Raw genomic sequence first — 25,605 nt, 5'->3', positions numbered from 1 at the left:
TGGTTTTTGGGTGATTTCGGCCCATGCCGCCATCCCCAACGATTACGCCCCCGTTGTGGTCGAAGCACCATTCTCTCTGCGCGAGCGCGTATTTGATCTCACGCCGGCGCTTGAAACCGCCAAAAGCACCGGCAAGCCCATCTTTTTATACCTCGGCGCAAAGGACTGCCCACCTTGCCTTGATTACAAGCGATTTCTGTCCGATCATCGCTCGGAACTCAAGGAAGCATTCTCAGAGGTCGTGGTGGTGGACATTCGAACCTGGCTGCGCGGCCCAAGCATGTCTTTGAAAATCAAAGACCAAAGCCTGACTTTTAACCAATTCAAAACTCTGGTGGGGGACACCTCAAAGACTTTGGTCTTCCCATCCTTCTGGCTGTTGTCCCCAGAATTGAAGCAGCTCAAAGAACTGCCATCGGGCGTCAAAGCTTACTTAAACGTGAGCCAGCACTTGGAACTGCTGAAAATCCCGGCGCCATGAGGCCAGCTGGCCTCGCTTTTGTTCGCTGACTGCTTGTTTTGCTGTCATCGTCTGCCCAGGCGGCACGGACGCTAACCCGTCCTTTCCCTCGCATACCAACAAGCTCCTGAGTACGGCTAAAGCCAAACTCGGCCAAGACACACGAGCAAAGGTCATGTAAGCTGGCTTATGATTTGAAAAAAGGAGACACCCATGCCCGGATTGCTGCCCCACATTGACCCAGACGGTCTGCTCGAATTTTCGGTGGTCTACACCGACCGTTCTCTTAACCACATGTCCCAACGCTTTGGCGGCGTGATGACCGACATCTCGCGCATGCTCAAAAGCGTTTACGGTGCCCATTCGGTCGCGCTGGTGCCCGGCAGCGGCACCTTTGGCATGGAGTCGGTGGCCCGGCAATTTGCCACCGGCCAGCACGTCATGGTGATCCGCAATGGCTGGTTCAGCTACCGCTGGACGCAAATCTTTGACATGGGCCAGATTCCCAAAAGCCACAGCGTGCTCAAGGCCCGCCGCGTGTCCGAGTCCTCACAAGCCGCCTGGGCCCCTGCCCCAATCGAGCTAGTCAAAGCCGCCATTGCCTCAGAAAAACCTGCACTGGTGTTTGCCCCGCACGTCGAAACTTCGGCCGGCATGATCCTGCCCGACGACTACCTGAAGGCCGTGTCCGATGCGGTGCACGCGGTGGGCGGCCTGTTTGTGCTTGACTGCATCGCCTCGGGCGCCATGTGGGTGGACATGCAAGCCACAGGCGTAGACGTGTTGATCAGCGCGCCGCAAAAAGGCTGGAGCAGCTCGCCCTGCTGCGCCATGGTCATGCTGAGCGAGCGCGCCCGCCAAGCGATTGACAGCACCACCAGCACCACCTTCGCGATGGACCTGAAAAAGTGGCTGCAAGTGATGGAAACCTACGAAAGTGGTGGCCACATGTACCACACCACCTTGCCCACCGATGCGCTGCAGCGCTTGCAAGAGACCATGCTGGAGACCGAGGCCTATGGTTTTGACAAAGTGCGCGACGAGCAAATGGCGCTGGGTCGCCAAGTGCGGTCAATGTTGCTTGAGCACGGCTTCCCCAGCGTGGCCGCGCCCGGTTTTGAAGCGCCTGGTGTGGTGGTCAGCTACACCACGGACCCCGAGATCCAAAGCAGCAAAAAGTTTTTGGCGCTGGGCCTGCAAACCGCCGCAGGCGTGCCCCTGCAGTGCGACGAGCCTGCCGACTTCCGCACCTTCCGCATGGGCTTGTTTGGTCTGGACAAATGGCACCAGGTGCCTCGCACACTGCAACACCTGAGCGGTGCGCTGGAAACCATTGCCCCCAAGGCCAAACTGGCGGCTTGAGCCTCGGCACAGGCCAGCCATAAAAAAACCGCGGACCATTCAGGTCAGCGGTTTTTTTCCATTCAACGCCGTGTGATGGGCCTCCAGCGCCGAAGCGCCGTCACCCAAGCTTCACAAAGTGATGATGGTGCAACCCGTGGTCTTGCGTGCTTCCAGCGCGGTGTGGGCGTCTTGGATGTTGGCCAACGGGAAAGTTTGCTCGATGTGAATCTTGACCTTGCCGCTGGTCACCGCCTCGAACAAATCGTCGGCCATTTCCTGCGTGTTTTCGCGCGTGGTGATGTGGCTGAACAACGTTTGGCGCGTCACATAAATCGAACCTTTAGGGCCGAGAATGCCAGGCGCAAACGGGGCCACTGGGCCTGAAGCATTGCCAAAACTGGCCATCAAACCCAGGGGGGCCAGGCAGTCCAGCGACTTGTCCCAGGTGTCTTTGCCCACCGAGTCGTAAACCACCTTGACGCCTTTGCCGTCGGTGATCTCTTTGACCTTGGCCTGGAAATCCTCGGTGGCATAGTTGATGCAAAACTCCGCGCCATTGGCTTTGGCCAAGGCGCACTTGGCGTCGCTGCCTGCGGTGCCGATCAGGCGCAGGCCCAGGGCTTTGGCCCACTGAGAGGCGATCAGGCCCACACCCCCGGCGGCTGCATGGAACAACACAAAGTCGCCCGCATGCAGTCCCCCCTGGGGCGATGTGCGCTTGAGCAAGTACTCCGCTGTCAGGCCCTTCAGCATCATGGCCGCCCCCGTCTCGAACGAGATCGCATCGGGCAAATGGCACACGCATTTGGCGGGCATCACACGCACCTCACAGTAGCTGCCGGGCGGCTGGCTGGCATAGGCAGCGCGGTCACCCACCTTGAGGTGCGACACGCCCTCGCCCACGGCCTCGACCACGCCCGAGGCTTCCATGCCCAACTTGAGCGGCATGGGCAGCTGGTACAGGCCGCTGCGCTGGTACACATCGATGAAGTTCAGGCCAATGGCCTTGTGACGGATGCGGATCTCACCGGGGCCGGGTTCGCCCACGGTGACGTCCACCAGTTTCATGACTTCGGGACCACCGTGTTGGTCGATCTGGACTGCAAGGCTCATGGGAAATCTCCTGTGGAAGTGATGTTTTTGAATTGGCGACTTTGCCACGAATCGTGTCTCCCAGCAGGGAACAGGGACGGTGGCGGGACAGTTCGGCGACAGCGGGAAAACCCGAATGCCGCTACATTGCCGCATGACCCAAAAACTTTCGCCCGTGACCGCTTTGCTTCTGACGGTCCCCCCTTTGCTGTGGGCGGGCAATGCCGTGGTGGGCCGTCTGGTCAGCGATTGGGTGCCACCCATCACGCTCAACTTTTTACGTTGGGCCGTGGCCTTGTTCATTTTGTTGCCCTTGGCGGCGTGGGTTCTGCGGCGCAGCAGCGGAATGTGGCAGCACTGGCGGCGTTTTGCCCTGCTCAGTTTGCTGGGCGTGGGCTGCTACAACGCGCTGCAATACCTGGCGTTGCAAACTTCCACCCCGCTGAATGTGACCTTGGTGGCGGCCAGTGGGCCCGTCTGGATGTTGGGTATTGGGGCACTGTTTTTTCAGGCGCCGGTGCGGCGCGTCCAGGTGTATGGGGCGGTGCTCTCGATTTTTGGCGTGCTGGTGGTGTTGTCGCGGGGCGACTGGGCGCAGCTCATGGCGGTGCGTTTGGTCGTGGGCGATTTGTTCATCTTGCTGGCCACGGCCTGCTGGTCCTGGTACAGCTGGCTGCTCTCCCGCAAGGACGAACCCGAAGCCATCCGCAACGACTGGGCGGCCTTTTTGCTCGCGCAGGTGGTGTTCGGCCTGGCTTGGTCGGGCTTGTTTGCGGGCATGGAATGGGGCCTGACCGACGCCCACATCCGCTGGAGTTGGCCCTTGATCGCTGCGCTGGCCTTTGTGGCGGTGGGCCCGGCCGTGCTGGCTTACCGCTGCTGGGGATTGGGCATCCAAAAGGCTGGGCCAGCCGTGGCCGGCTTTTTTGCCAACCTGACGCCGCTGTTTGCTGCCATTTTGTCAGCGGCGTTTTTGGGCGAGCTGCCGCACCTATATCACATCGCCGCGTTTGCGCTGATCGTGGGTGGGATCGTGGTGTCGGCCAGGCCATAGGCCACAGGGCTTTTGCGCAGTTGGATCAACGCGTTCCGAAGTTGATTCTGGATGCGAGCACAGGCGGCCGTTTTACAAACGACTTTTTCACTGCGACTGGTGCTTTTCGCGGTGCATCCGAGGGTGAGGCTGAAGGTTGCAACTCGGTCATTGAAAAAATTCTTTCAAATCAATAAGGTGTAACGACCGATAAAAAATACCCCATTCATGGAAATTCTGGACATTCGAGGCGATGTCAGTGTTTTTTCCTTCAAAATAATAGGAATGACCTTTTATTGAATGTTTCTCAGCAGTGGCTTTGCGGCGTTTGAATGGGCGAACTGAACTGATTGCAAAAACGCGGGCCGAAACATGAGCAAACAACACAAAATCGTCATCGTGGGTGGCGGCGCTGGGGGACTGGAACTCGCAACCCGACTGGGACATGCCTATGGCCGAAACAAGCGTGCAGTTGTCACCCTGGTCGATAAAAACCGCACGCACATTTGGAAGCCCAAGCTGCATGAAATCGCCTCGGGCAGCATGGACCTGGGCGACCACGAAGTCGATTACATGGCCCAAGCCCATTGGCATCACTTCACTTTTCGCATCGGTGAGCTCGCGGGGCTTGACCGGTCTCATAAAACCATTGAGCTCGCGCCTTATTTGGACGAGGATGGCGTCGCCGTCACACCCACTCAGCGCATCAGCTACGACACGCTGGTGATTTGCATCGGCAGCTTGAGCAACGACTTTGGCACCCAGGGCGTCAAAGCGTACGCGCTGAAGTTGGAAACACAACACGACGCCAAGTCATTCCATTCCAAGATGGTCAATGCGTGTATCCGCGCGCACCACCAATCAGAAGTCATTCACAAACGTCAATTGCATGTGGCCATCATTGGCGCGGGTGCCACGGGCGTCGAGTTGGCCGCAGAGCTGCACCGCACCACGCGCGAGGTGGTGGCATTTGGCTTGGACCGCATTGACGTGGACAAGGACATCAAAGTCAGCTTGATCGAGGCGGCCGACCGCATATTGCCTGCTTTGCAGCCACGCATGTCCCAAGCCACAGAGAAACTCCTCTCCCATCTGGGTGTCCAAGTCCTCACCAGTTCCAAGGTGATGGAGGTCACGCCCACCGGCATTCGTTTGGCCGATGGACGCGAGATCGAATCTGAGCTGGTGGTGTGGGCAGCAGGCGTGAAAGCACCTGATTTTTTGAAAGACTTCAGCGGTCTTGAAACCAACCGCATCAACCAGTTGGTCGTCTTCGATACGCTGCAAACCACGCGCGACCCCGATGTTTTTGCGTTGGGTGACTGCGCCGCTTGCCCCTGCTCTGATGCCGATGGCGGCCGGGCTGGCTTTGTGCCCCCGCGTGCGCAAGCCGCACACCAGCAGGCCACGCACATGTTTCAGCAAATCAAACGCCGCATGGCCCATCAGCCTCTGAAAGCCTACCGTTACAGAGACTTCGGCTCATTGGTGTCGCTGGGCAAGTTCACAACGGTAGGCAACATGATGGGCGGCTTGACAGGCAAGAGTCTGATGATCGAAGGTTACTTTGCCAAGCTCATGTACCTGTCTTTGTACAAATTGCATGAGCTGGCCATTCACGGCCTCATCAAAACCACGCTCTTTACCCTGTCGCGCATGATCACCAAACAAACCAACCCGACGGTGAAGCTGCATTGAGCCGCTCCTGACCCGCGTCAATACGTGCCCGGATAGGCCCCACCATCGGCCAACACGTTTTGGCCCGTCATGTAAGCCGCGTGCTGGCTGCACAAAAAGGCGCAGATGGCACCGAACTCTTGCGGGTTGCCATAGCGGCCTGCCGGAATCTGTGCTTGCTGGATCACGCGCAACTCATCCACCGTCTTGCCCGCCTTTTGCGCCATGGCCGGCAAGGTCGAGCGGATGCGGTCGGTGTCGAACTTGCCGGGCAACAAGTTGTTGATGGTCACGCCCTGCCCCGCAATTTTGCTGCGCGATGTGCCGGCCACAAATCCGGTCAGGCCGCTGCGCGCACCGTTGGACAAGCCCAACACGTCGATGGGAGACTTCACCGAGCTGGAGGTGATGTTGACAATGCGGCCAAAGCCGCGTGCGGCCATGCGGTCCACAGTGGCCTTGATGAGTTCAATGGGCGTGAGCATGTTGGCGTCGATGGCCTTGATCCAGGCGTCGCGGTCCCAGTCACGGAAATCGCCAGGGGGCGGGCCGCCAGCGTTGGTGACCACGATGTCGTAATCTTTGCCGGGACCACCGGGCACGTTCCAGATGGCTTCGCGTCCGGCTTCGGTGGTGATGTCTTGCGCCACAGCGATCAATTTCACCTTGCCGCCTGTTTCGGCGCGCAAGTCGTCCACAGCTTTGTTCAGCACCTCGGCACCGCGTGCCACCATGACCACGTTCACGCCTTCGAGGGCCAAGGCCCGTGCGCAACCCCAGCCCAAGCCCTTGCTTGCGCCACCCACCAAAGCCCATTTGCCTGCAATGCCCAAGTCCATGTTGATCTCCTGAAATTATGAAGTGCGGCCGTCTGGCCGCGTGACCCAAAACACACCGCTCAAAACCAGAGCGGTTCCCGCGATGATCCATGCATTAAAAGGTTCGCCCAAAATCCACACGCCCATCAGCAAGGTGGACATGGGGCCGATCATGCCGGTTTGCGCCGTCAGGCCCGGCCCGATGCGCTCAATGGCCATCATGACCAGCAGCACCGGCAAAGCCGTACACGCCACCGCATTGAGCAGCGACAGCCAAAGCACCTGTTCATGCACCTGCGATACATCCAAAGGCCTGAGCAAGACAAATTGCAGCAGGCAAAAAACACAAGCGGCCGTGCTGGCCCAACCCGCCAAGCGTAAAGAGCCCAGACGCTTGACCAGCTGGCCGCTGTAAGTCAGGTAGACCGCGTAGGTCACGGCGCTCAAAAACACCAAGAGCGCGCCCAAAGCGGCATTCGTGCCCGCCAGACTCAGCTCGTGCCCAAACACCAACAACACACCCGAGTAGCTGATGGCCATGGCCACCGCTTGGCGTTGTGCAATGCGCTTTTTATACAGAAACCAACCCAGCACCAGCACCAGCGTGGGGTTGAGGTAAAGGATCAAGCGCTCGAGCGAAGCGCTGATGTACTCCAGCCCCCAAAAGTCCAAAAAGCTCGACAGGTAATAACCGCAAAACCCCAAACCCAGCACACCCAGCCAATCCTGCCGCTCCAGGGGCGCTTTGTCCCGGCCTGCCCACCAGGCCATCAGCGCAAACATGGGCAGCGCCATCAGCATGCGCAGCATGAGCAAGGTCACAGCGTCTACGCCATAGCGGTAAGCCAGCTTGACGATGATGGCCTTGCCGCTGAAGGCGATCGAGCCTGCAGCGGCCAACAAAAGACCTGCGGTGAGTTGCGACGGGGGATTGCCCGACATCAAAAGCCAACGGCCTGGCCGTCGCGGCGCGGGTCGCTGGCGGCTTGGTAGCCCTCCACAGCGGGATTGCCCATGCGCCAGATGAACTGGCCTGCGCCAAAGTCTTGGTATGAGTCGTTGATGACGTCCAATTGATGCCCGCGTGCGATCAAGTCTTGCACGGTCTGGCCGTTCATCGCGGCTTCGACGTTGATGTTCAAGCCGGTGTTGAAGCGCCAACGCGGCGCATCGCAGGCGGTTTGTGGGTTCTGGCCGTAGTCGAGCATGCGCACCAGGGTTTGCATGTGGCCCTGCGGTTGCATGTTGCCACCCATCACGCCGTAGCTCATCACAGGCTGACCGTCTTTGGTGAGGAAAGCCGGGATGATGGTCTGGAACGGCCGCTTGCCCGGCAGCACCAAGTTGGCAGGGTTGGGGCCCTGCAGGTCGGTGCTGAAACCATGGCCTCGGTTTTGCAGGCTGATGCCATAAGTGGGCTCGACCACACCCGAGCCAAAACCCATGTAGTTGCTCTGGATGAAGCTGATCATCATGCCGTTTTCATCGGCGGCCGTGAGGTAAATCGTGCCACCCTTGACCGGGTTGCCCGCCTTGAAGTCCTGCGCCTTTTTCATGTCGATCAGCTTGGCGCGGCTGGCCAGATAGGCCGGGTCCAGCATTTGCTCAGGCGGCAGCTCCATGAAGCGCGGGTCGGCCACATAACGGTACACGTCGGCAAAGGCCAGCTTCATGGCTTCGATCTGCAGGTGCTGCGAATCGGCGCTGTCCACCTTGTGGCTGGCCAGGTCAAAGTGAGACAGGATGCCGAGCGCGATCAAAGCGGCGATGCCCTGGCCGTTGGGCGGGATCTCGTGCAGGGTGTAACCCCGGTAGTCTTGCGCCATGGGCTTGACCCACTCGGGCTTGTAATCGGCCAGGTCTTTGGCGGTGATGCTGCCGCCGTTGTCCTTGGCAAACTTTTCGATGGCTTCGGCAATCTCGCCGCCATACAGCGCTTGGCCTTTGGTGGCAGCAATGGCCCTGAGGCCACGCGCTGCGTTTTTGAACTGGAACAACTCGCCCACCTGCGGCGCACGGCCCCAGGGCAAGAAGCTCTGCGCAAAGCCCGGCTGCGACTGCAGCTCGGGCGTGGCGGCTTCCCACTTTTGCTGCACCACCACCGGGATCAAATAGCCGCGCTCGGCCACCTCGATGGCAGGCTCCAGCAAATCGGCAAAGGGCAGTTTGCCAAAGCGCTCACTCAAGGCCACCCAGCCCGCGACCGCGCCGGGCACGCTGACCGAATCAAAGCCGCGCTTGGGCGGTGTTTTGGCATCGGCCCCGTACTTGCGGTGAAAGTAATCGGGCGTCCAGGTGGCCGGGGCCGGGCCGGAAGCGTTCAGGCCATGCAACTCTTTGCCGTCCCAAAGGATGGCAAAGGCGTCCGAGCCCAGACCATTGCTGACCGGCTCGGTCAAGGTGATGACGGCGGCAGCGGCAATGGCCGCGTCGACCGCGTTGCCGCCCTTGAGCATCATGCGCAGGCCCGCTTGCGCAGCCAGCGGGTGCGAAGTGGACACGATGTTGCGCGCAAACAGCGGCAGGCGGGTGCTGGTGTAGGGGAATTGGTAGTCGAAGTTCATGTCAGTCCAATGTGATCTTGCGCTCAGTGATGATTTTTTTCCATTTGGCCGATTCACTGGCCAGCATGGTGGTGAACTGGGCGGGCGTGCCGCCCACCGGCTCAATGCCAAAGCGCTGCAGCTTGTCCATCACCTCAGGGTCTTGCAGCACCTGGTTGGCTGCGGTGTTGACACGACTGACCACCTCGGGCGGCAAGCCTTTAGAGCCAAACAGACCGAACCAGGTGTTGGACTCGTAGCCGGGCAAGACATCGGCGATGGCTGGGATGCCTGGTGCGAGCGCCGTGGGCTTGAGGGTGGTCACGCCCAGGGCACGCAAGCGGCCGTCGCGCACATGCGGCATGCCCGTGGGCAGGCTGTCAAACAGCACGTCCACTTTGCCCGTGATCAGATCAGGGATGGCCAGCGCCGTGCCTTTGTAGGGGATGTGCAACACAAACACATCGGCCTGCGCCTTGAACAACTCGGCCGACAACTGCACGATGGTGCCGTTGCCACTTGAGGCGTAGTTCAAACGGCCGGGGTTCTTTTTGGCGTAGTCGATCCACTCTTTGACGGTTTTGGCGGGCGAATTGTTGGGCACCAACATGATGCTGGGCGCGTTGCCCAAATGGGCAATGGGCGTGAAGTCGCGCACCGCGTCGTAGGGCATGCGCGGGTTCAGGTTGGGGCCAATCGAGTGCGTGCTGGAGGTCGACAGGAGCAGCGTGTAGCCATCGGGTGCGGCCTTGGCTGCCAGGTCCGAGCCCAAGGTGCCGCCTGCGCCCGGGCGGTTTTCAACCACCAAGGTTTGGCCCAGTTTTTCGCTGATTTTTTGCGACAAAGTGCGGGCAAACAAATCGGTCGCGCCACCCGCGGGGAAGGGCACGATCAGGCGCACGGCTTTGCTGGGGTAGGTCTGCGCTTGGGCCAGGCCCAGGCTGGCCACGGCCAAGGTGGCGGCGCACAGGCCACGAAGGAGATGTCGTTTTTTCATGGTGGTGGTCCTCAACCAAAGTCTGACGCAAAAATCAAAAAATGATTGTCTCAGAGGCCATGCGCCGCTGTAGCACCCAAGTGACAAGACCTCGGTCTTCACCAGAAAGACCCCTTCCAAAGAGAACGGCCTCCGAAGAGGCCGTTGCAGGGGGCCATCAGGCCCCTTCAAACCCAAAGATGCGTCACTCTTCCACAAAAGCCTCTTGGCGTTTGGACTTGATGGAAGGCAAAGCCACGATGATGAGCAGCAGCACCGCCACCGCCAGCAAACTGGCCGACAAGGGGCGAGTGACGAACACGCTCCAGTCACCACGTGACAAGAGCATGGCGCGGCGCAGGTTTTCTTCCATCATCGGGCCCAAGATGAAACCCAACAGCAAAGGCGCAGGTTCCATGCCCAGCTTGATGAAGACGTAACCAATCACGCCAAACATGGCCACCATCCAGATGTCCCAGGTGTTGTTGTTGGTCGAATACACCCCGATCGCGCAGAACAGCACGATGGCCGGGAACAACCAGCGGTAAGGCACCGACAGCAACTTGATCCAAATACCAATCAAGGGCAAGTTCAAGATGATCAGCATCGCGTTACCGATCCACATCGACGCGATCAGGCCCCAGAACAACTCGGGGTTGCTGGTCATCACCTGAGGGCCAGGCTGGATGTTGTGGATCGTCATCGCACCGACCATCAGCGCCATCACGGCGTTGGGCGGAATGCCCAGCGTCAGCAAGGGAATGAACGAGGTTTGCGAAGCGGCATTGTTGGCCGACTCTGGCGCAGCCACACCGCGGATGTTGCCTTGGCCAAAAGGCACTTCGCCCGTAGCGAGCTTGGTTTTCTTCTCAATGGTGTAGGCCGCGAAAGCCGCAAGCAGTGCACCGCCACCAGGCAAGATGCCCAAAGCCGAGCCCAAAGCGGTGCCACGCAACACCGCAGGCGCTATGTTCTTGAAGTCTTGTGCCGTGGGCATCAAGCCTGTCACTTTGGCCGTGAAGACTTCGCGGTCTTCCTCAGGCTTGGACAGGTTGGAGATGATCTCGCCATAACCGAACACGCCCATGGCGATCACGATGAAGCCCACGCCGTCGGTCAATTCCGGAATATCGAAGCTGAAACGCGCCACGCCCGAATTCACGTCGGTGCCAATCAGGCCCATCAACAGGCCCAACACGATCATGCCGACCGCTTTGATGAGCGAGCCAGAGGCCAAGACCACAGCACCGATCAAACCCAAGACCATCAGCGAAAAGTATTCGGCTGGGCCGAACTTGAAGGCCACTTCGGTCAGCGGTGCAGCAAAAGCGGCCAAGATCAAGGTGCCCACGCAACCCGCAAAAAAGGAGCCCAAACCGGCCGCCGCCAAAGCGGGGCCTGCGCGGCCTTTGCGGGCCATTTGGTAGCCATCGATCATGGTCACGACCGACGAAGCTTCTCCGGGCAAGTTGACCAAAATCGCGGTGGTCGAGCCACCGTATTGGGCGCCGTAATAAATACCGGCCAACATGATCAAAGCCGCAATGGGCGGCAGTGCGTAAGTGGCTGGCAGCAGCATCGCGATGGTGGCCACAGGACCCACACCCGGCAACACACCAATCAAAGTGCCCAGCAAACAGCCGATGAACGCGTACATCAGGTTTTGAAAGGTGAACGCCACCCCAAAACCGAGCGCGAGGTTGTCAAAAAGTTCCATGAATTTCTCTCCTCAACCGGTGATGAATGTGGGCCAGACGGGAAACTGCAAATTCAACAGCTTCACAAATGCGCCGTAACTGCCGATGGACAGGATGGTGGCCAGAATCAGCACTTCCTTGAGTTTGTAAGTGTCTCCGGCCAGGCTGACGACCAAGGTCGTGCCAAAGATCGCCACGATCAAACCCATGGCCGGTACGCCCATTTTGGGCAAGCCCCCCAGCAAAATACCGAACAACAAGTTGCCAGCGATGATGAAGAGCAGAGGCTTCCAGGCCCATTTGCCAATTTTTTCACCGTCTTGGGTTTCCACGGTCAGGGCCTTGAACATGACAAAAGCACCGATGATGGCCAGCAAAACACCGAGCAACAAGGGAAAGTAGCCTGGCCCCATGCGGGCACCGGTACCCACGTTGTAGCTGGTTGCGCCATAGGCAAAGGCTGCACCCGCTACGGTGTAGAACAGCCCTGCGAAAAAGTCTTTTTGACTCTTGATGATCACGAGATATCTCCTCTGTTTTGAGTTGTGCTGATTCTCCGTGAAACTGACGTCTTTGAGGATGTGGGTTACACCTATGTCCCCGGGGTGACGAAACCATGGTTAACCCTGATGCAGACCCCGTAAAAGCATGGATGTGGGAGAGGCATTCAGTGGGTCAGGGGCTTGAAGACCTTGAGCCATTTCGGAGCGGGCAAGCCCCATTTTTCTTCAATGGCACTGGCCGTTTGCTGCAGTGCATCGCGCGAGGGGCGGCTGGCGGTGCGCTGCGCCAGCACGATGGCGTTGCCCTCGCGCGTGGGCTTGAATACCCACACCGCATCTTCGCCAAAGGCGGCGCATATCTTTTCCACACTTTCGGCATAACTCGACGAGCGGCCAAACAGGTTGACCGTCATGCAGCCTTGCGGGGTCAGAAGTTCTCGGCAATGGCGGTAAAAGTCGGGCGTGTCCAGCACCGGGGCGGCCGCTTCTTCGTCGTACAGGTCCACCTGCAGCGCATCCACGGTGCCACGCCATTCGTCTTTTTGAATTTCCAGCGACGCGTCGGCGAGCACCACGCGCAGGCGCTCATCGTCAGGCGGCAGGCGAAACCAGCCCCGGCAAGCGTGCAACACGCTCGGGTTCAGCTCCACGGCGGTGCAGGTCATCTTCAGTTTTTTGTGGCAAAACTTGGTGATGGTGCCCGCGCCCAGCCCCAACTGCATGGCGTGTGCGCCCTTGACTTCGACCGGCGGCAAAAACAACAACCACGCAAACATGCGCTGCACATATTCCAGCTCGATGTCATAGGGCCGGTCCAGAAACATCGAGCCCTGAATCCACTCGGTGCCCAGATGCAAGTAACGGATCTCGCCGTCTTCAGAAAAATTGACTTCGGGCAGTTCGATGGATTTTTTTCGGGTCATGGGGCCAGATGGTACAGAGCAGCCAGTTGGGGCAGCACGCGGCAGGCATTGGCGCTGGTGGCTGCCGCCAGATCGGTGAGCGGCAGGCCCCGCAAACCGGCCAGTATCTGGGCGATGCGGGGCAACTCGGCCGGGCTGTTGCGCCCCTGTGCTGCGCCCAGCGCCCGCTGCTCGGCGGTTTGGTACAGCCACTGGGGCGGGATGTCAGGCGCGTCGGTCTCCAGCACCATTGCGCTCAGCGGCAGCTCGCAGGCCAAGCGGCGCAGCTGCAAAGAACGCTCGTAAGTCAAGGTGCCGCCAAAGCCCAGCGCAAAACCCAAGTCCACAAAAGCCTGCGCTTGCTGAGCGCTGCCATTGAAGGCGTGCGCAATGCCCGAGACCACCGGGCACTGGCGCAAGCCTTTGAGCAAAAGATCAGCTGAGCGGCGCACATGCAAGATCACGGGCAGGCCGTGTTGTTGGGCCAGCTTGAGTTGCGCAGTGTAAAAAAACCATTGGCGCTCGCGCATCTCGGGCGTGCACAACGCAGGCACAAAAAAGTCCAGCCCGATTTCACCGATCGCCACCAAGCGCGGGTCACCGCGGCGTTTTGTCAAGGCCAGGTCCATCGCCAGCAAGTCAGCCTCTTGGGCCTGCGGCACATACAGTGGGTGAATTCCCAAAGCGTAAGCGTCGCCATGCCGCTCGGCCAGTTTCGCCACCTTGACCCAGTGGGAGGCGTGCACCGCCGGGATCACGCAGCGCGCCACGCCGGCTTGCCGGGCGGCTTGGCGCACCGCGTCGCGGTCGGCGTCAAACTCGGCCGCGTCCAGGTGGCAGTGCGTGTCGATCCACATCCCGCGATGTCAAGTCAAACCGGCGCTTGCAGCACGCCCTTGACCAAATGCAATTGCCGGTCACAGCGCGCCGCCAAGGCGGGGTCGTGCGTGACCACCACGAAAGCGGTGCCGCGCTCACGGGCCAGTTGCAGCATCATGGCAAACACGCCGTCGGCGGTTTCGCGGTCCAGGTTGCCGGTGGGTTCATCGGCCAACACACAGCTGGGGTCATTCACCAAAGCCCGGGCCAGGGCCACACGCTGGCGCTCGCCGCCCGACAACTCGGCAGGCCGGTGGTGCAGGCGCTCGCCCAGGCCCACACGCTGCAGCCACTGCGTGGCCACAGCAGCAGCTTCAGCGCGGTCTTGGCGGCGAATCCACAGCGGCATGGCCACGTTGTCTAAAGCGCTGAACTCGGGCAGCAAATGGTGGAACTGGTAGACAAAACCCAGGTAGCGGTTGCGCCACTGGCCTTGCTCGGCCGCGCTCAAGGCCGACAGCAATTGGCCTTTGAGCTGCACCGAGCCTTGCGTGGGTGCGTCCAGCCCGCCCAGCAAATGCAGCAAGGTGCTCTTGCCCGAGCCGGAGGCGCCCACGATGGCCAAGGTTTCTCCAGCATGAACCTGCAGGTCCACGCCTTGCAAAACGGTGACATCCAGGCGGCCTTCGGTGAAACGCTTGGTCAAGCCCTGGGCCTGCAGCACGGTGCCCACGTTTTTCGTGTCATTCATAGCGCAGCGCCTCCGCCGGGTTGACCTGGCTGGCGCGCCAGCTGGGGTAGAGCGTGGCCACAAAAGCCAGCACCAGGGAGATGATGGCCACAGGCCAGATGTCGCTGGCCAGCGGCTCGCTGGGCATGCGGCTGATCAGGTAAATGTCGCGCGGCAAAAAGCTGGCGTTGAACAAGGTTTCCAGCGCGGGCACGATCACGTCGATGTTGAAAGCCACCAACAGACCCAAGCCCAATCCGCTCATGGTGCCGATCACGCCCACCGTGGCGCCCTGCACCACAAAAATGCCCATGATGCTGCGCGGGCTGGCCCCCAGTGTGCGCAAGATGGCGATGTCGGCGCGCTTGTCGGTCACCGTCATCACCAAGGTGCTGACCAAGTTGAAAGCCGCCACCGCCACGATCAGGGTGAGGATGATGAACATCATGCGTTTTTCCACCTGCACGGCAGCAAACCAGGTGCGGTTTTGCTGCGTCCAGTCGCGCACAAAAATCTGCGGCCCTAAATCCAGTTGCAGGTCCCGCGCTACATCACGCGCCTGGTGTAAATCGCGCAACTTCAGGCGCACGCCGCTGGGGCCATCCAGCCGAAACATGCGGGCAGCATCTTCGACATGCATCAGCGCCAGCGCCGAGTCGTATTCGTAGTGCCCTGACGAAAACGTGCCCACCACGCCCATTTGCTTCATGCGCGGCAACACCCCCGCAGGGGTCACTTGGCCCGACGGCGAGACCAGGGTCACCGGGTCGCCGCTTTGCAAGAACAGGTTGTTGGCCAGATCGCGGCCCAGCACCAAGCTGAACTCCCCCGGCTGCAGGCGCTGCAGCACCCCGGCTTGCGTGTCGTTCGACAAATCGCTGACTTCGGGCTCCAGAGCCGGGTCGATGCCGCGCACCAGCACGCCCTTCATGTCCTCGCCGCGCGCCAACAGGGCTTGCGCGGTGATGAAGGGGGCGGCGCCCAGCACCTGAGGGTGCGCCTTCAGGCGGGCCAGCAAGGCCGGCAAATCGGCCACGGCCGCGCCGTCGGCGGCATAGACCTCGATGTGCGAGACCACGCCCAACATGCGGTCACGCACTTCTTTTTGAAAGCCGTTCATCACGCTCAGCACGATGATGAGCGCGGCCACGCCCAGGCCAATGCCCATCATGGACACGCCCGAAATGAAGGAAATGAAACCGTTTCGCCGCGTGGCACGGCCGGCACGGGTATAGCGCCAACCCAGCACCAGCTCGTAGGGGATGTTTTTGAAAAAAGACATAGGCCGCTATTGTGACCAATCGACCGCGCCCATTGCGCAGGCAGACTCAAATAGGCAGGCCCACCGCCCTTCAGGGGGCCTGCGGTTTTTTGAACTGGCGGTCGGTGTGCCTTTGCAGGTGAGCGCCTGGACCGCTTGGTTTGTGTTTGTCCATAATGGCCCATCCCATGCCTGAAAGGTTCCTCTGATGAACACCACTGAACGTGACCAGCTGCAGCAATTTTTGAGCGCTTTGCGCCAGACGCGTGCCGACCCCAAAGACCCCACGGCAGACGGTCTCATCAGCGATGCGTTCAGGGCTCAAGCCGACGCCCCTTATCTGCTGGTGCAGCGGGCCATGGGTTTGGGCATGGCGCTGGACGCGGCCCAAATCCGCATTGCGCAATTGGAGGCGCAAAGCGCGCAACAGTTGGCTCAGCTGGCCCAATGGCGAGCGACCCAAACCACCCCAGCAAGCGCGCCCGCCTCCAACGGTTCTTGGATGTCGGGCGCGCAGGCTTGGGGCCGTGGGCCAGAAACACCTGCGAAAGCCATGCCAGTCCACAATGCCACGGCCCATTTCGCCTCCAACTCGCCTGTGGCCACACGCCCAGCAGCCATGCCTGCGCAGGCCCCCACCAGCGCTTGGGGTGGCGGCATGATGGCCCAAGTGGCCACCACCGCAGCGGGCGTGGTGGCGGGCGGCTTGTTGTTTCAGGGCGTGCAAAACCTCATGGGGCACAACAAGCCTTCACCCGCACCCAACGCCGACGCAGCCCCCGCAAACTCCCTCGCATCGCCCTCGGGCACCGCCCAAGATGAAAGCTTGCCTGGTCTGGTGTCGCCACAGGCATCGGCAGACGATGCGGGTGACAGCTCTTGGGACTCTGGGGAAGACTGGGCTTGAAACCCAAGTTTCATCTGGCCCATGCACTTGATCATTCCCTACGCCGCCAGCCATGCCCTCAACAGCCCTGAGAGTTGGGCTCGCTTGCAACTGCCGAATTTGCAAGCCGTGCTGGGCCTGATGCAGCGCCAGCACGTGCTGCAAGACCCTGAAACCGCACCGCTGCACTTGCCGCACGAACGCCTGCACGCCCAGGCGCTGGGATGGCCCCCTGCGGCCACTGCCCTGCCCTGGGCCGCCTGGCACCACTCCCAACAAGGCCACCCCCGCAATGCACCCCAAGCCTGGATGACGCCCTGCCACTGGCAAGTCGGCATGGACCAAGTGGTGATGGCCGACCCAGCGCATTTGCACCTGTCGGACGAAGAATCGCAGTCACTGCTGCAGGCCATGCAACCGTTTTTGCAAGAAGACGGCTTGCAAGTGACTTGGCACAGCGCCTGGCTGTGGCATGCCCAAGGGGCGATGCTGACCGATTTACCCACCCCATCGCTCGACCGGGTGATCGGCCAAAACGTCAAAGACTGGCTGCCCGACCACCCCGCGGCCCGGCCGCTGCAACGCCTGCAAAGCGAAATGCAGATGCTGCTGTACAACCACCCGGTGAACGACGCCCGCGACGCCCGCAGGCAGCACACCGTGAACGCTTTTTGGCTGCACGGCGCGGGCACGCTGCCCGTCACTGGCCCGGTGTCTGCGCCGCCCTCAGTGACCGTTTCAACCACCTTGCGGTCAGCCGCCTTGCACGGCCAAGTGCAGGCCTGGCAACAAGCTTGGCAACAACTCGATGCCAGTGCCGTGGCCGACTTGTTGCAACACGTCAAAACCACCGGCCAGGGTACGCTCAGCCTGTGCAGCGAACACACGGCCCACACTTACACAGCCGGGCCTGCGGCTTGGCACCAGCGGATCACCCGCCTGTTTAAAAAAACCTCCCCTGCAGCGGCACTCCAAGCCCTCATTGCCTCCTGAACTCTCCCTGAAGCCCCCATGAATTTGCTCACCCGAGATGTGCCCCCCCGCAGCGCCTGGGCGTTGGAACAAGCAGGCATCCACCCCTTGCTGGCCCGCCTGTATGCCGCCCGCGGCGTGTTGTCCAAAGACGAACTCGACGATGCACTGAACCTGTTGCTGCCCCCGGCCAGCATGCTGGGCACGCACGAAGCGGCAAAGTTGTTGGCCGATGCCATGGCGCAAAACAAGCGCCTGTGCATCGTGGCCGACTACGACTGCGACGGCGCGACCGCCTGCGCCGTGGGCGTGCGCGGCCTGCGCATGCTGGGCGCAAGCCACGTGAGTTATCTGGTGCCCGACCGCGTGGTGGACGGCTACGGCCTGACCCCACCGATTGCCGAGCGTGTGCACGCACAAGGGGCCGATGTGTTGATCACGGTGGACAACGGCATTGCCAGCGTGGCGGGCGTGCAAGCGGCGCAAGCCCTGGGCCTGCAGGTGCTGGTGACCGACCACCATTTGCCCGGCAGCGAACTGCCTTCGGCCGAAGTCATCGTCAACCCCAACCAGCCCGGCTGCAACTTCACCAGCAAGTCCATCGCGGGTGTGGGTGTGATGTTTTATGTGCTGCTGGCCTTGCGCGCCGAGTTGCGCCAGCGCGGCGTGTTCGATGCCAGCAACCAACCGAGGTTGGACGCCCTGCTGCCCTTGGTGGCGCTGGGCACGGTGGCCGATGTGGTCAAGCTCGATGCGAACAACCGCCGCCTGGTGGCGCAAGGTTTGCGCCGCGTGCGGGCGGGCGCATTGCCCCCCGGCATGTCGGCGCTGATGCGGGCCGCCAGCCGCGAAACCGCCAAGGCCACCACCTTTGACTTTGGTTTTGCCTTGGGGCCGCGCATCAACGCGGCAGGCCGCCTGGCCGACATGACCCTGGGCATCGAATGCCTGTTGACCGACGACGCGGGCCGCGCCGACGAGTTGGCCAAACAACTGGATGCGATCAACCGCGAGCGCCGCGTGATCGAGGGCGACATGCGCGAAATGGCGATGGAAATGGCCGAGTCGCTGTTTGACGAAGGCGACGAGCCGCCCCCGGCCATTTGCGTGTTCGACCCGGATTTTCACGAAGGCGTGGTCGGCATCGTGGCCTCGCGCATCAAGGACAAGCTGCACCGCCCCACTTTTGTGTTCGCGGCCAGCAGCGCGCCGGGCAAGGAGCACGAACTCAAAGGCTCAGGCCGCTCGATTGCGGGATTTCATTTGCGCGACGCGCTCGATCTGGTGGCCAAGCGCGCCCCGGGCGTGTTGCTGCGCTTTGGCGGGCACGCCATGGCGGCAGGTTGCACGGTGGCCGAAGAACACCTCGATGTGTTTGAGGAAACCCTGAACCAGGTGGCCCTGGAATGGCTGGACGCCGCCACGCTGCAACGCCGCCTGGAAACCGACGGGCCGCTGCCTGCCGAATACCGCCGAGTCGATTTGGTGGACATGTTGCACCACGAGGTCTGGGGCCAGGGCTTTGCACCGCCCGTTTTTTGCGAAGAGATCGAGATCGTGTCGCAGCGCCTGGTGGGTGAGAAACACCTGTCGCTCAAGATGAAGCACCAGGGCCAACCGGTCGACGGCATCTGGTTTGGCCGCACCGAGCCGCTGCCTGCGCGCGTGAAGCTGGCTTATCGGCTGGACGCCGACGAGTGGCAGGGGCAAAAGCGGGTGCGGTTTTTGGTCGAAGGCGCGGAGGTTTGAAGAATGTCGGACCTGAAGGCCCGACCTACAAGTCGAGTTGGGCAAGTAAGAGGTGTAGGCCCGACATTGCCTACGGGGCCATGTATCTGTAGGTCGGCGGCTTCAGCCCCGACATGCACCTTCATTGCTTGGTCGCGACCTTGGCCTGCAAGGCGTTGAGCACCGGGGCGGACACCAGACCTGACACATCACCGCCGAGCTTGGCGATTTCGCGCACCAGCGTACTACTGATGTGCTGCACGTGGGCGCTGGTATACAGAAAAACCGTGTCGATTTCAGGCGCCAGGTGGCGGTTCATGCCCGACATCTGGGTTTCGTAGTCGTAATCGGTCAACGAGCGCAGGCCGCGCACGATCACTTGGGCGTTTTGCGCCCGCACAAACTCCACGATCAGGCCGTCAAACGGCAGCGCCTTCACGTTCGGGCAATCAGCCAGCGCGGCTTTCGCTAAGGCCACGCGCTCGTCCAGGCTGAACACGGTTTTTTTGTGGTGCGCCACAGCCACGGCAATGATGACCTGGTCAAACATCTGTGCGGCACGGCGGATCGCGTCTTCGTGGCCCAGCGTCAGCGGGTCAAAGGTGCCGGAATAAACAGCGGTCACAGCGGCATTGGCAGATCGGCTCATAGCGTGTCTCCTTCAACAGGAATGGCAATAGAGGTGGGGGCAGATTCAGGACTGACCCGTTGCAACAAATGCGCATGCACCGCACCTGCCTTCAGGTGGCGCTCGCTGTGCAAGCCCAAAGCACCCAGCGCCTGGGCAGGCCAGGCCACAGGCGCCTCCAGGTAAATCCAGCCGCCCACGGGCACGGCACGGGCCGCCGCTTTGAGCGCAGGCTCAAACCAGGGGCCATCAAAAGGCGGATCGATGAAGACCAGGTCCACACTGCCCGCAGGCAAACGGCCCAAAGTGCTCACCGCGTCGCCGCGCTGCACGCTCACCATGCTGGCTTTCAGGCGGGCGGCGTTCTCTTGCAAATCGCGCACCAGCACGGCGTCTTGCTCGACCATCAGCACATGCGCCGCGCCACGCGATGCAGCCTCAAGGCCCAGCACACCTGTGCCTGCAAACGCGTCCACACAGCGCCAGCCGCTCAGGTCCTGGCCCAGCCAGTTGAACAGGGTTTCGCGTACACGGTCGGGCGTGGGCCGCAAGCCTGGTTTGTCCAGCACCTTGAGTCGGGTGCGACGCCACTGCCCGCCGATGATGCGGATCTCGTGCGAGGGCGGGCCTTTGGGCACCGGGTTTTGGGGCTTTTTGGCGGCGGCGTGGCGGGCAGCGCCGTCTTTCGATGCGCGTTGGGAAGGGGATGAGGGCATAGGCTGCAAGTGTAAAGGGGCGCAGAGGGGCTGAGCAGGCCCCCATCCGATGCGCACCCAACGCCACCCAAGGCACTGGCCTCATTCCTGCGCTTTGGCCTGGTTTTCAACCGTTTCAACCGGGTTTGATCTGTGTCATTGGCCACGCATGATGCACATCAAATCCGGCTCAGATCGCACTGGGCAAGGCGGGTGTAGCCCCTTAAAGTGATGCCTACCTTTTCAAGAGGAACACTCCTCATGCACAACAGCGACCAAGATACCAACGCCCCGATCACGCATTTCGCCAACGGCCACTTGAGCATCTTTGCGCAGTTGTCGCGCTTGGGCGATTTGCCTGCTTTGCTGGGGCCTGCGGCCCAGGCGCGAAAAATTGCCAACGAATCCTTGGCCTTTTTTGACAAGGCCTTGCACAGCCACCACAGCGAGGAAGAAAAAGACCTCTTTCCGGCGGTGGCCCAAAGCGCACAAGCCGGTGCCGAACGCCTTCAGGTGGACACGCTGATCGAGCAACTGACCCACGACCACCGGGCTTTGGAAAAACTCTGGGCCTCGCTGGCGTCAGGCTTGCGCAAAGTGGCCAAGGGCCAGGACACTGCACTCGATGTGCTGGCGCTGCAGGCCATGGTGCAGCGCTACCAGGCCCACGCCCAGTTGGAAGAACAGGCTTTTTTGCCCTTGGCGCAAAAGGTTTTGGGGCGCAACGGCAACCACATGGCGGCTTTGGGCCTGAGCCTGCACATGCGGCATGTGCCGCAATTTGCGGCGTACATTTGACCCGGCCAAAGGCCCCGATCAGGGCGCAGCACCCACCACCACGGTCACCATGCGCTCGGGCTGCAACACCCGGGCCATGGCGCGTTGAATATCGGCGGCGCTGACGCGCTCGATTTGCTGCGTCCAGGTGCTCAGGTAGTCCAGCGGCAACCGGTTCCAGGCGATGTTGGCCACGTTGTCCAGCAGCTTGCGGTTGCTGTCAATGCGCAGCGCAAAGCCCCCCACCAGGTTCGATTTGGCCGCTTGCAATTCGGCCTCGGTCGGGCCCTGGCGCACAAAATTTTGCACCACCTCTTGGGCCACGGCCACTGCTTGCGTGGCCTGGTCGGGGCGGGTTTGCAGCCCCACAGTGAATGCGCCAGCGTGCAGGCCCGGGGAAAAAGCGCTGTACACGCTGTAGCTCAGGCCGCGTTTTTCGCGCACCTGCTCGGTCAGGCGCGAGACAAAACCGCCGCCGCCCAAAATGTGGTTGCCCACCAGCAGCGCAAAAAAATCGGGGTCGGTGCGCTTATAACCGGGCTGACCGATCAGCACATGGGCCTGGGCCGAGTCAAAGGGCAAGTTCAGGTTTTGTGCGGCGACCAACGGGGCCACTTCGGGCACGGGCGGCAGGCTTGGGCAAACTGATTCGCGGGGCCACTGCGCCAGCAGGCGCTGCACCAAAGCATCGGCCTGAGCCCGGGTCAAAGCCCCCACCACGCTCACCGTGGCGCGGCAAGCGCGCAAAGCCTGGGCGTGCAGATTTTTCAGGTCTTGCGCGCCGATGCGCGACAAGCTCTCAGGTGTAGCACGAAAGCCATAAGGGTGAGTGCCATACACCGCCTGCGCAAAGCGCTGCTGCACCACCGTGCCGGGCTTGGTCAGCGACTCTCGGATGGACGCACTGATGCGCTCGCGGTCGCGCAGCCACAGGGCTTCAGGAAAAACCGGGTGCGCCATTTGACGTGCGGCCAAGGCCACAGCTTTGTCCAGCAGATCCGGGTAGCTCAGGCTGCGCAGGCCAAAGCTCATGCGGTCACCGCCTGCGCTGCCCCCAAAGCTCGCCCCCAAGTCAGCCCAGGCTTCGCCAATCTGGTTTTCATCCAGGGCCTGGGGGTACGGGCCTTGGCCCTGTCCTTGAACTTGTGGCTCAGCGCGGGTGCCATTGGCCATTTGCCCCGCCATGACCGAGGCCAGGCCCGCCTGCGCCGCCGGATCGCGGCGGCTGCCCGCGTCGATGTCGATCTGCACATCGACCATGGGAATGGCGTGGCTCTCGACCAAAAACACGCGCGCACCGCTGGGCTGGGTCCAGTGTTGAATAGGCAAGGACGCGTGCGCCCACCCCACCGCGCCCCAGCAGGCCAGCACCAAAGCTGAACGGTGCAAAGCCCGTGCGGTCATGGACCAAGATGGCATCAAAAACATGGGGGGTGTGACTTTCAAGAGATGCGCGCGGTTCAATGGCGGGCTCCCGGCGCGGCGCGACGCGCACGGGGCTGGCCCGACAAAGGCTGAGGCAGCAAGGTGGCCACGGTGAGGTTGTCGTCACCAAAATACTTTTGCGCCACGGCCTGCACCTGGGCGGGCGTGACTTGGCGCAAACGGGCGATCAGCTGCGCCCCGTAGTCGGGTGGCAGTCCCAGCGTCCAGGCCACGCCCAGTTCACGGGCCTGGTTGAACACCGAGTCGAGTTTGTAAATTTCGCTGGCCACCCATTGGGTTTTCACGCGCTGCAGCTCGGCCTTGTTCACGCCTTCGGTGGCCACGCGCTGCACTTGTGCGCGCAAGGCGGCTTCGAGTGCTTGTGGCGTTTGGCCTTTGGCGGGCACGCCTTCCAGGTAAAAGAACTGTGGACCCCGGCCCATGAGGCCGTTGTAGGCCCCGGCGCTGTCAGCCAAGCGCTTGTCGCCCTGCGTCAGGGCGCGGTCCAGACGCGCACCGCTGTAGCCATCCAGCACGGCGGCCAACACGGTCAAAGCCAAGGCGTCGTCATGCTCGGGCGTGACCGCCAAGCTGGCCAGGCGCGGCACCTTGAAGGCCAGCGCCACATACGACTGCTCGGCCGGAGCTTTGAATTCGAGGCGGCGCAGGCCTTGCTGCGCCGGCTCGTCCCGGGGTTTGCGATCGGGCACCGCTCGGGTCGGGATGCTGCCGTAATACTGGTCGGCCAGCGCCTTGACTTGCAACGGGTCTACATCGCCCGCCACCACCACGACCGCGTTGGCCGGGGTGTACCACTTGCGGTAAAAGTCACGGGCGTCTTGCGCTGTCATGGCCTCCAGATCGCTCATCCAGCCCACGATGGGGCGGCGGTAGGGCGAGGCCGACAAAGCGGTGGCCGAGAGCATTTCGTGCAACTGCGCGCGGGGGTTGTCGTCGGTGCGCAGGCGGCGCTCTTCCTTCACCACCTCCAGCTCTTTGGCGAACTCGGCATCGGGCCACTGGTTGTTGGCAAAACGGTCCGACTCCAGGCGCATCACGGCTTCGAGTTGGCGGGAGGGGATTTGCTGGAAGTAACCGGTGTAGTCCTTGGCGGTGAAGGCGTTTTCTCGCCCACCCAAGGCCGCCACACGGCGCGAAAATTCGCCTGGTACCAGCGTGGGCGTGCCTTTGAACAGCATGTGTTCCAGCACATGGGCCACGCCGCTGGTGCCGTCCACCTCGTCCATGGAGCCCACGCGCAGCCACACCATGTGCACCGCGGTGGGGGCACGGCGGTCGGGTTTGACCCACAAGCCCATGCCATTGGCCAAAGTGAAGGTGTGGACTTGGGCCGCGCTGGCTGCTGGGGCCTGGCCTGTGGGTTGTGAGGCCGTTTGACCTTGCGGGGCCAGCGCCGTGGCGCTGAAGCTGCTGGCCAGCAGGGCTGATGCCAGCGAAAGTCCCAAGAGAAAGTTTGGTTTCATAGAATGCATGATCCTTGAAATCCACGACATGTTCAGCTTCTTCAAAAAAAAATCCCCCCCGCCCGAGGTGCCATCGCCTCCCGCGACGATTGCGCCCCCTATGGCGCAGCCTGCCGCACCAACGCCGACGCAGCCTGAACCCGCGCCCGCACCGGCCGCCCGTCAGGGCTGGCTGGACCGCCTGAAAGCGGGCCTGCGCAAAACCGGCTCCAGCATCACCACCGTCTTCACCGGCACACGCATCGACGACGAACTGTACGAAGAGCTGGAAACCGCGCTGCTGGTGGCCGACACCGGCGTCAAAGCCACCGAGCATTTGCTGCATGACCTCAAGCGCCGGGTCAAAGAGGCCAAAGCCACCGAGCCGTCTCAGGTCAAAACCCTGCTGGCCGACGCCATCACCGACTTGCTGACGCCCCTGCAAAAACCCTTGTCCATTGGCGACCACCACCCCACCGTGATCATGGTGGCGGGCGTGAACGGCGCCGGCAAAACCACGTCCATTGGCAAACTGACGAAACACCTGGCCGACGAGGGCCTGAGCGTGCTGCTGGCCGCCGCCGACACTTTCCGCGCCGCCGCCAAAGAGCAACTGGCTGTTTGGGCCACCCGCAACACGGTCGAGATCATCAGCCAACAAGGCGGTGACCCGGCCGCCGTGAGCTTTGACGCGGTCAGCGCGGGCCGCGCCCGGGGCCGCGATGTGGTTCTGGTGGACACGGCAGGCCGCCTGCCCACCCAAACGCATCTGATGGAAGAGCTGAAAAAGATCAAGCGCGTGGTGCAAAAGGCCGATGGCACCGCCCCACACGAGGTGCTGCTGGTGATCGACGGCAACACAGGTCAAAACGCCTTGGCTCAGGTCAAGGCCTTTGATGACACACTGGGCCTCACGGGCCTGATCGTCACCAAGCTGGACGGCACCGCCAAGGGCGGGGTGCTGTGTGCCATCGCCCGCGAAAAGCCGATTCCGGTCTATTTCATTGGCGTGGGCGAGAAGCTCGAAGACCTGGAAACCTTCAACGCCCGCGAGTTTGCCCAAGCCCTTTTGAGCTGAAAGCCCCAGCCAGCGCCGTGGCCCAGCGCACAGACGGACCCAGCTCCCCCTCTTAAAATCAGGGAAAACCCGAGGAACCTCAGACCCCCGAGGCCGTC

At 61.7% G+C, this 25,605-nt stretch carries 24 protein-coding genes; 9 read left to right on the top strand and 15 right to left on the bottom strand.

The genetic code is table 11. From position 1 onward, the window contains the following. Both Q0O99_RS04880 and Q0O99_RS04875 read left to right on the top strand, forming a co-directional pair. The coding region (locus tag Q0O99_RS04880) for a thioredoxin family protein (protein ID WP_293749139.1) at positions 1 to 481 on the top strand (481 nt) is incomplete at its 5' end. A 192-nt stretch (positions 482 to 673) separates the two neighbouring features. Then, entirely contained in the window at positions 674 to 1,822 is a 1,149-nt protein-coding gene (locus tag Q0O99_RS04875) for an aminotransferase class V-fold PLP-dependent enzyme (RefSeq protein WP_293749137.1), read from the top strand. 111 nt (positions 1,823 to 1,933) lie between these two features. Here the strand turns inward: Q0O99_RS04875 and Q0O99_RS04870 are convergent, their stop codons facing one another. Then, positions 1,934 to 2,917: a quinone oxidoreductase gene (locus tag Q0O99_RS04870; protein ID WP_293749135.1), complete on the bottom strand. Its 984-nt coding sequence runs from the start codon at positions 2,915 to 2,917 to the stop codon at positions 1,934 to 1,936. A gap of 133 nt (positions 2,918 to 3,050) precedes the next feature. On the opposite strand from Q0O99_RS04870, the gene Q0O99_RS04865 reads away from it, so the two are divergent. Further along, positions 3,051 to 3,950, top strand: coding sequence for a DMT family transporter (locus Q0O99_RS04865; protein ID WP_293749133.1), 900 nt, complete (start codon positions 3,051 to 3,053; stop codon positions 3,948 to 3,950). A gap of 351 nt (positions 3,951 to 4,301) precedes the next feature. Beyond that, entirely contained in the window at positions 4,302 to 5,627 is a 1,326-nt protein-coding gene (locus tag Q0O99_RS04860; protein WP_293749131.1) for an NAD(P)/FAD-dependent oxidoreductase, read from the top strand. Between the two features lie 17 nt (positions 5,628 to 5,644). Here Q0O99_RS04860 and Q0O99_RS04855 read toward each other — a convergent pair whose 3' ends face one another. The 10 genes from Q0O99_RS04855 to Q0O99_RS04810 all read right to left on the bottom strand — a co-directional run bounded on the left by Q0O99_RS04855 (position 5,645) and on the right by Q0O99_RS04810 (position 15,876). Continuing rightward, positions 5,645 to 6,445, bottom strand: coding sequence for an SDR family oxidoreductase (locus tag Q0O99_RS04855; RefSeq protein WP_293749129.1), 801 nt, complete (start codon positions 6,443 to 6,445; stop codon positions 5,645 to 5,647). A 15-nt stretch (positions 6,446 to 6,460) separates the two neighbouring features. Then, positions 6,461 to 7,366, bottom strand: a complete 906-nt coding sequence (locus Q0O99_RS04850; protein WP_293749127.1) for a DMT family transporter — start codon at positions 7,364 to 7,366, stop codon at positions 6,461 to 6,463. Continuing rightward, positions 7,366 to 8,988, bottom strand: coding sequence for a gamma-glutamyltransferase family protein (locus Q0O99_RS04845; protein ID WP_293749125.1), 1,623 nt, complete (start codon positions 8,986 to 8,988; stop codon positions 7,366 to 7,368). The genes Q0O99_RS04850 and Q0O99_RS04845 overlap by 1 nt, the downstream gene beginning before the upstream one ends. A 1-nt stretch (position 8,989) precedes the next feature. After that, positions 8,990 to 9,964, bottom strand: coding sequence for a tripartite tricarboxylate transporter substrate binding protein (locus Q0O99_RS04840; protein ID WP_293749123.1), 975 nt, complete (start codon positions 9,962 to 9,964; stop codon positions 8,990 to 8,992). Between the two features lie 184 nt (positions 9,965 to 10,148). Next, positions 10,149 to 11,660: a tripartite tricarboxylate transporter permease gene (locus Q0O99_RS04835; RefSeq protein ID WP_293749121.1), complete on the bottom strand. Its 1,512-nt coding sequence runs from the start codon at positions 11,658 to 11,660 to the stop codon at positions 10,149 to 10,151. A gap of 12 nt (positions 11,661 to 11,672) precedes the next feature. Beyond that, positions 11,673 to 12,161, bottom strand: coding sequence for a tripartite tricarboxylate transporter TctB family protein (locus tag Q0O99_RS04830; protein ID WP_293749119.1), 489 nt, complete (start codon positions 12,159 to 12,161; stop codon positions 11,673 to 11,675). Positions 12,162 to 12,307: 146 nt separating this feature from the next. Next, complete coding sequence (locus Q0O99_RS04825; protein ID WP_293749117.1) at positions 12,308 to 13,066, bottom strand: spermidine synthase; 759 nt, start codon at positions 13,064 to 13,066, stop codon at positions 12,308 to 12,310. After that, entirely contained in the window at positions 13,063 to 13,902 is an 840-nt protein-coding gene (locus tag Q0O99_RS04820; protein WP_293749115.1) for a TatD family hydrolase, read from the bottom strand. Before Q0O99_RS04820 ends, Q0O99_RS04825 begins: the two co-directional genes overlap by 4 nt. A gap of 14 nt (positions 13,903 to 13,916) precedes the next feature. Beyond that, the gene (lolD, locus tag Q0O99_RS04815) at positions 13,917 to 14,615 is read right to left on the bottom strand and encodes a lipoprotein-releasing ABC transporter ATP-binding protein LolD (protein ID WP_293749113.1); all 699 of its coding nucleotides are present in this window, start codon (positions 14,613 to 14,615) and stop codon (positions 13,917 to 13,919) included. Next, entirely contained in the window at positions 14,608 to 15,876 is a 1,269-nt protein-coding gene (locus Q0O99_RS04810; RefSeq protein WP_293749111.1) for a lipoprotein-releasing ABC transporter permease subunit, read from the bottom strand. Before Q0O99_RS04810 ends, lolD begins: the two co-directional genes overlap by 8 nt. Before the next feature lie 187 nt (positions 15,877 to 16,063). Between Q0O99_RS04810 and Q0O99_RS04805 the strand changes: the two genes are divergently transcribed. From Q0O99_RS04805 to recJ, 3 genes are read left to right on the top strand one after another with little or no spacing between them, the layout of a single operon-like run. Next, positions 16,064 to 16,762: a DUF2076 domain-containing protein gene (locus tag Q0O99_RS04805; protein ID WP_293749109.1), complete on the top strand. Its 699-nt coding sequence runs from the start codon at positions 16,064 to 16,066 to the stop codon at positions 16,760 to 16,762. 21 nt (positions 16,763 to 16,783) lie between these two features. Further along, complete coding sequence (locus Q0O99_RS04800) at positions 16,784 to 17,734, top strand: hypothetical protein (RefSeq protein ID WP_293749107.1); 951 nt, start codon at positions 16,784 to 16,786, stop codon at positions 17,732 to 17,734. An 18-nt stretch (positions 17,735 to 17,752) separates the two neighbouring features. Then, entirely contained in the window at positions 17,753 to 19,462 is a 1,710-nt protein-coding gene (gene recJ / locus Q0O99_RS04795; protein ID WP_293749105.1) for a single-stranded-DNA-specific exonuclease RecJ, read from the top strand. 121 nt (positions 19,463 to 19,583) lie between these two features. Here the strand turns inward: recJ and coaD are convergent, their stop codons facing one another. Next, on the bottom strand, positions 19,584 to 20,090 hold the full coding sequence (gene coaD / locus Q0O99_RS04790) for a pantetheine-phosphate adenylyltransferase (RefSeq protein WP_293749103.1): 507 nt from the start codon (positions 20,088 to 20,090) through the stop codon (positions 19,584 to 19,586). Beyond that, entirely contained in the window at positions 20,087 to 20,785 is a 699-nt protein-coding gene (gene rsmD, locus Q0O99_RS04785; RefSeq protein WP_293749101.1) for a 16S rRNA (guanine(966)-N(2))-methyltransferase RsmD, read from the bottom strand. Before rsmD ends, coaD begins: the two co-directional genes overlap by 4 nt. Before the next feature lie 240 nt (positions 20,786 to 21,025). Here rsmD and Q0O99_RS04780 point away from each other — a divergent pair, with 240 nt between their 5' ends. Next, entirely contained in the window at positions 21,026 to 21,562 is a 537-nt protein-coding gene (locus Q0O99_RS04780; protein ID WP_293749099.1) for a hemerythrin domain-containing protein, read from the top strand. An 18-nt stretch (positions 21,563 to 21,580) separates the two neighbouring features. On the opposite strand, the gene Q0O99_RS04775 is transcribed toward Q0O99_RS04780, so the two are convergent. Then, a complete protein-coding gene (locus Q0O99_RS04775; protein WP_293749147.1) occupies positions 21,581 to 22,945 on the bottom strand; it encodes a pitrilysin family protein in 1,365 nt (454 codons plus the stop codon). A 56-nt stretch (positions 22,946 to 23,001) separates the two neighbouring features. Next, positions 23,002 to 24,450 carry a pitrilysin family protein gene (locus Q0O99_RS04770; RefSeq protein WP_293749097.1) on the bottom strand — a complete coding sequence of 483 codons (1,449 nt, stop codon included), beginning with the start codon at positions 24,448 to 24,450 and terminating at the stop codon, positions 23,002 to 23,004. Positions 24,451 to 24,478: 28 nt separating this feature from the next. On the opposite strand from Q0O99_RS04770, the gene ftsY reads away from it, so the two are divergent. Next, positions 24,479 to 25,507, top strand: a complete 1,029-nt coding sequence (ftsY, locus tag Q0O99_RS04765) for a signal recognition particle-docking protein FtsY (protein ID WP_293749145.1) — start codon at positions 24,479 to 24,481, stop codon at positions 25,505 to 25,507. The last annotated feature ends 98 nt before the right edge of the window (positions 25,508 to 25,605 follow it).

The organism is Limnohabitans sp. Rim8 (assembly GCF_945901735.1).
Taxonomy (GTDB): Bacteria; Pseudomonadota; Gammaproteobacteria; order Burkholderiales; family Burkholderiaceae_C; genus Limnohabitans_A.
The sequence above is the reverse complement of the archived record's forward strand: the minus strand, read 5'-3'. Positions and strand labels throughout refer to the sequence as shown.

Excerpts from the sequence above, each read along its gene's own strand:
- Q0O99_RS04875 (WP_293749137.1), top strand. The coding sequence starts at position 674 with ATGCCCGGATTGCTGCCCCACATTGACCCAGACGGTCTGCTCGAATTT.
- Q0O99_RS04870 (WP_293749135.1), bottom strand. The coding sequence starts at position 2,917 with ATGAGCCTTGCAGTCCAGATCGACCAACACGGTGGTCCCGAAGTCATG.
- Q0O99_RS04865 (WP_293749133.1), top strand. The coding sequence starts at position 3,051 with ATGACCCAAAAACTTTCGCCCGTGACCGCTTTGCTTCTGACGGTCCCC.
- Q0O99_RS04860 (WP_293749131.1), top strand. The coding sequence starts at position 4,302 with ATGAGCAAACAACACAAAATCGTCATCGTGGGTGGCGGCGCTGGGGGA.
- Q0O99_RS04855 (WP_293749129.1), bottom strand. The coding sequence starts at position 6,445 with ATGGACTTGGGCATTGCAGGCAAATGGGCTTTGGTGGGTGGCGCAAGC.
- Q0O99_RS04850 (WP_293749127.1), bottom strand. The coding sequence starts at position 7,366 with ATGTCGGGCAATCCCCCGTCGCAACTCACCGCAGGTCTTTTGTTGGCC.
- Q0O99_RS04845 (WP_293749125.1), bottom strand. The coding sequence starts at position 8,988 with ATGAACTTCGACTACCAATTCCCCTACACCAGCACCCGCCTGCCGCTG.
- Q0O99_RS04840 (WP_293749123.1), bottom strand. The coding sequence starts at position 9,964 with ATGAAAAAACGACATCTCCTTCGTGGCCTGTGCGCCGCCACCTTGGCC.
- Q0O99_RS04835 (WP_293749121.1), bottom strand. The coding sequence starts at position 11,660 with ATGGAACTTTTTGACAACCTCGCGCTCGGTTTTGGGGTGGCGTTCACC.
- Q0O99_RS04825 (WP_293749117.1), bottom strand. The coding sequence starts at position 13,066 with ATGACCCGAAAAAAATCCATCGAACTGCCCGAAGTCAATTTTTCTGAA.
- Q0O99_RS04820 (WP_293749115.1), bottom strand. The coding sequence starts at position 13,902 with ATGTGGATCGACACGCACTGCCACCTGGACGCGGCCGAGTTTGACGCC.
- lolD (WP_293749113.1), bottom strand. The coding sequence starts at position 14,615 with ATGAATGACACGAAAAACGTGGGCACCGTGCTGCAGGCCCAGGGCTTG.
- Q0O99_RS04810 (WP_293749111.1), bottom strand. The coding sequence starts at position 15,876 with ATGTCTTTTTTCAAAAACATCCCCTACGAGCTGGTGCTGGGTTGGCGC.
- Q0O99_RS04805 (WP_293749109.1), top strand. The coding sequence starts at position 16,064 with ATGAACACCACTGAACGTGACCAGCTGCAGCAATTTTTGAGCGCTTTG.
- Q0O99_RS04800 (WP_293749107.1), top strand. The coding sequence starts at position 16,784 with ATGCACTTGATCATTCCCTACGCCGCCAGCCATGCCCTCAACAGCCCT.
- recJ (WP_293749105.1), top strand. The coding sequence starts at position 17,753 with ATGAATTTGCTCACCCGAGATGTGCCCCCCCGCAGCGCCTGGGCGTTG.
- coaD (WP_293749103.1), bottom strand. The coding sequence starts at position 20,090 with ATGAGCCGATCTGCCAATGCCGCTGTGACCGCTGTTTATTCCGGCACC.
- rsmD (WP_293749101.1), bottom strand. The coding sequence starts at position 20,785 with ATGCCCTCATCCCCTTCCCAACGCGCATCGAAAGACGGCGCTGCCCGC.
- Q0O99_RS04780 (WP_293749099.1), top strand. The coding sequence starts at position 21,026 with ATGCACAACAGCGACCAAGATACCAACGCCCCGATCACGCATTTCGCC.
- Q0O99_RS04775 (WP_293749147.1), bottom strand. The coding sequence starts at position 22,945 with ATGACCGCACGGGCTTTGCACCGTTCAGCTTTGGTGCTGGCCTGCTGG.
- Q0O99_RS04770 (WP_293749097.1), bottom strand. The coding sequence starts at position 24,450 with ATGAAACCAAACTTTCTCTTGGGACTTTCGCTGGCATCAGCCCTGCTG.
- ftsY (WP_293749145.1), top strand. The coding sequence starts at position 24,479 with ATGTTCAGCTTCTTCAAAAAAAAATCCCCCCCGCCCGAGGTGCCATCG.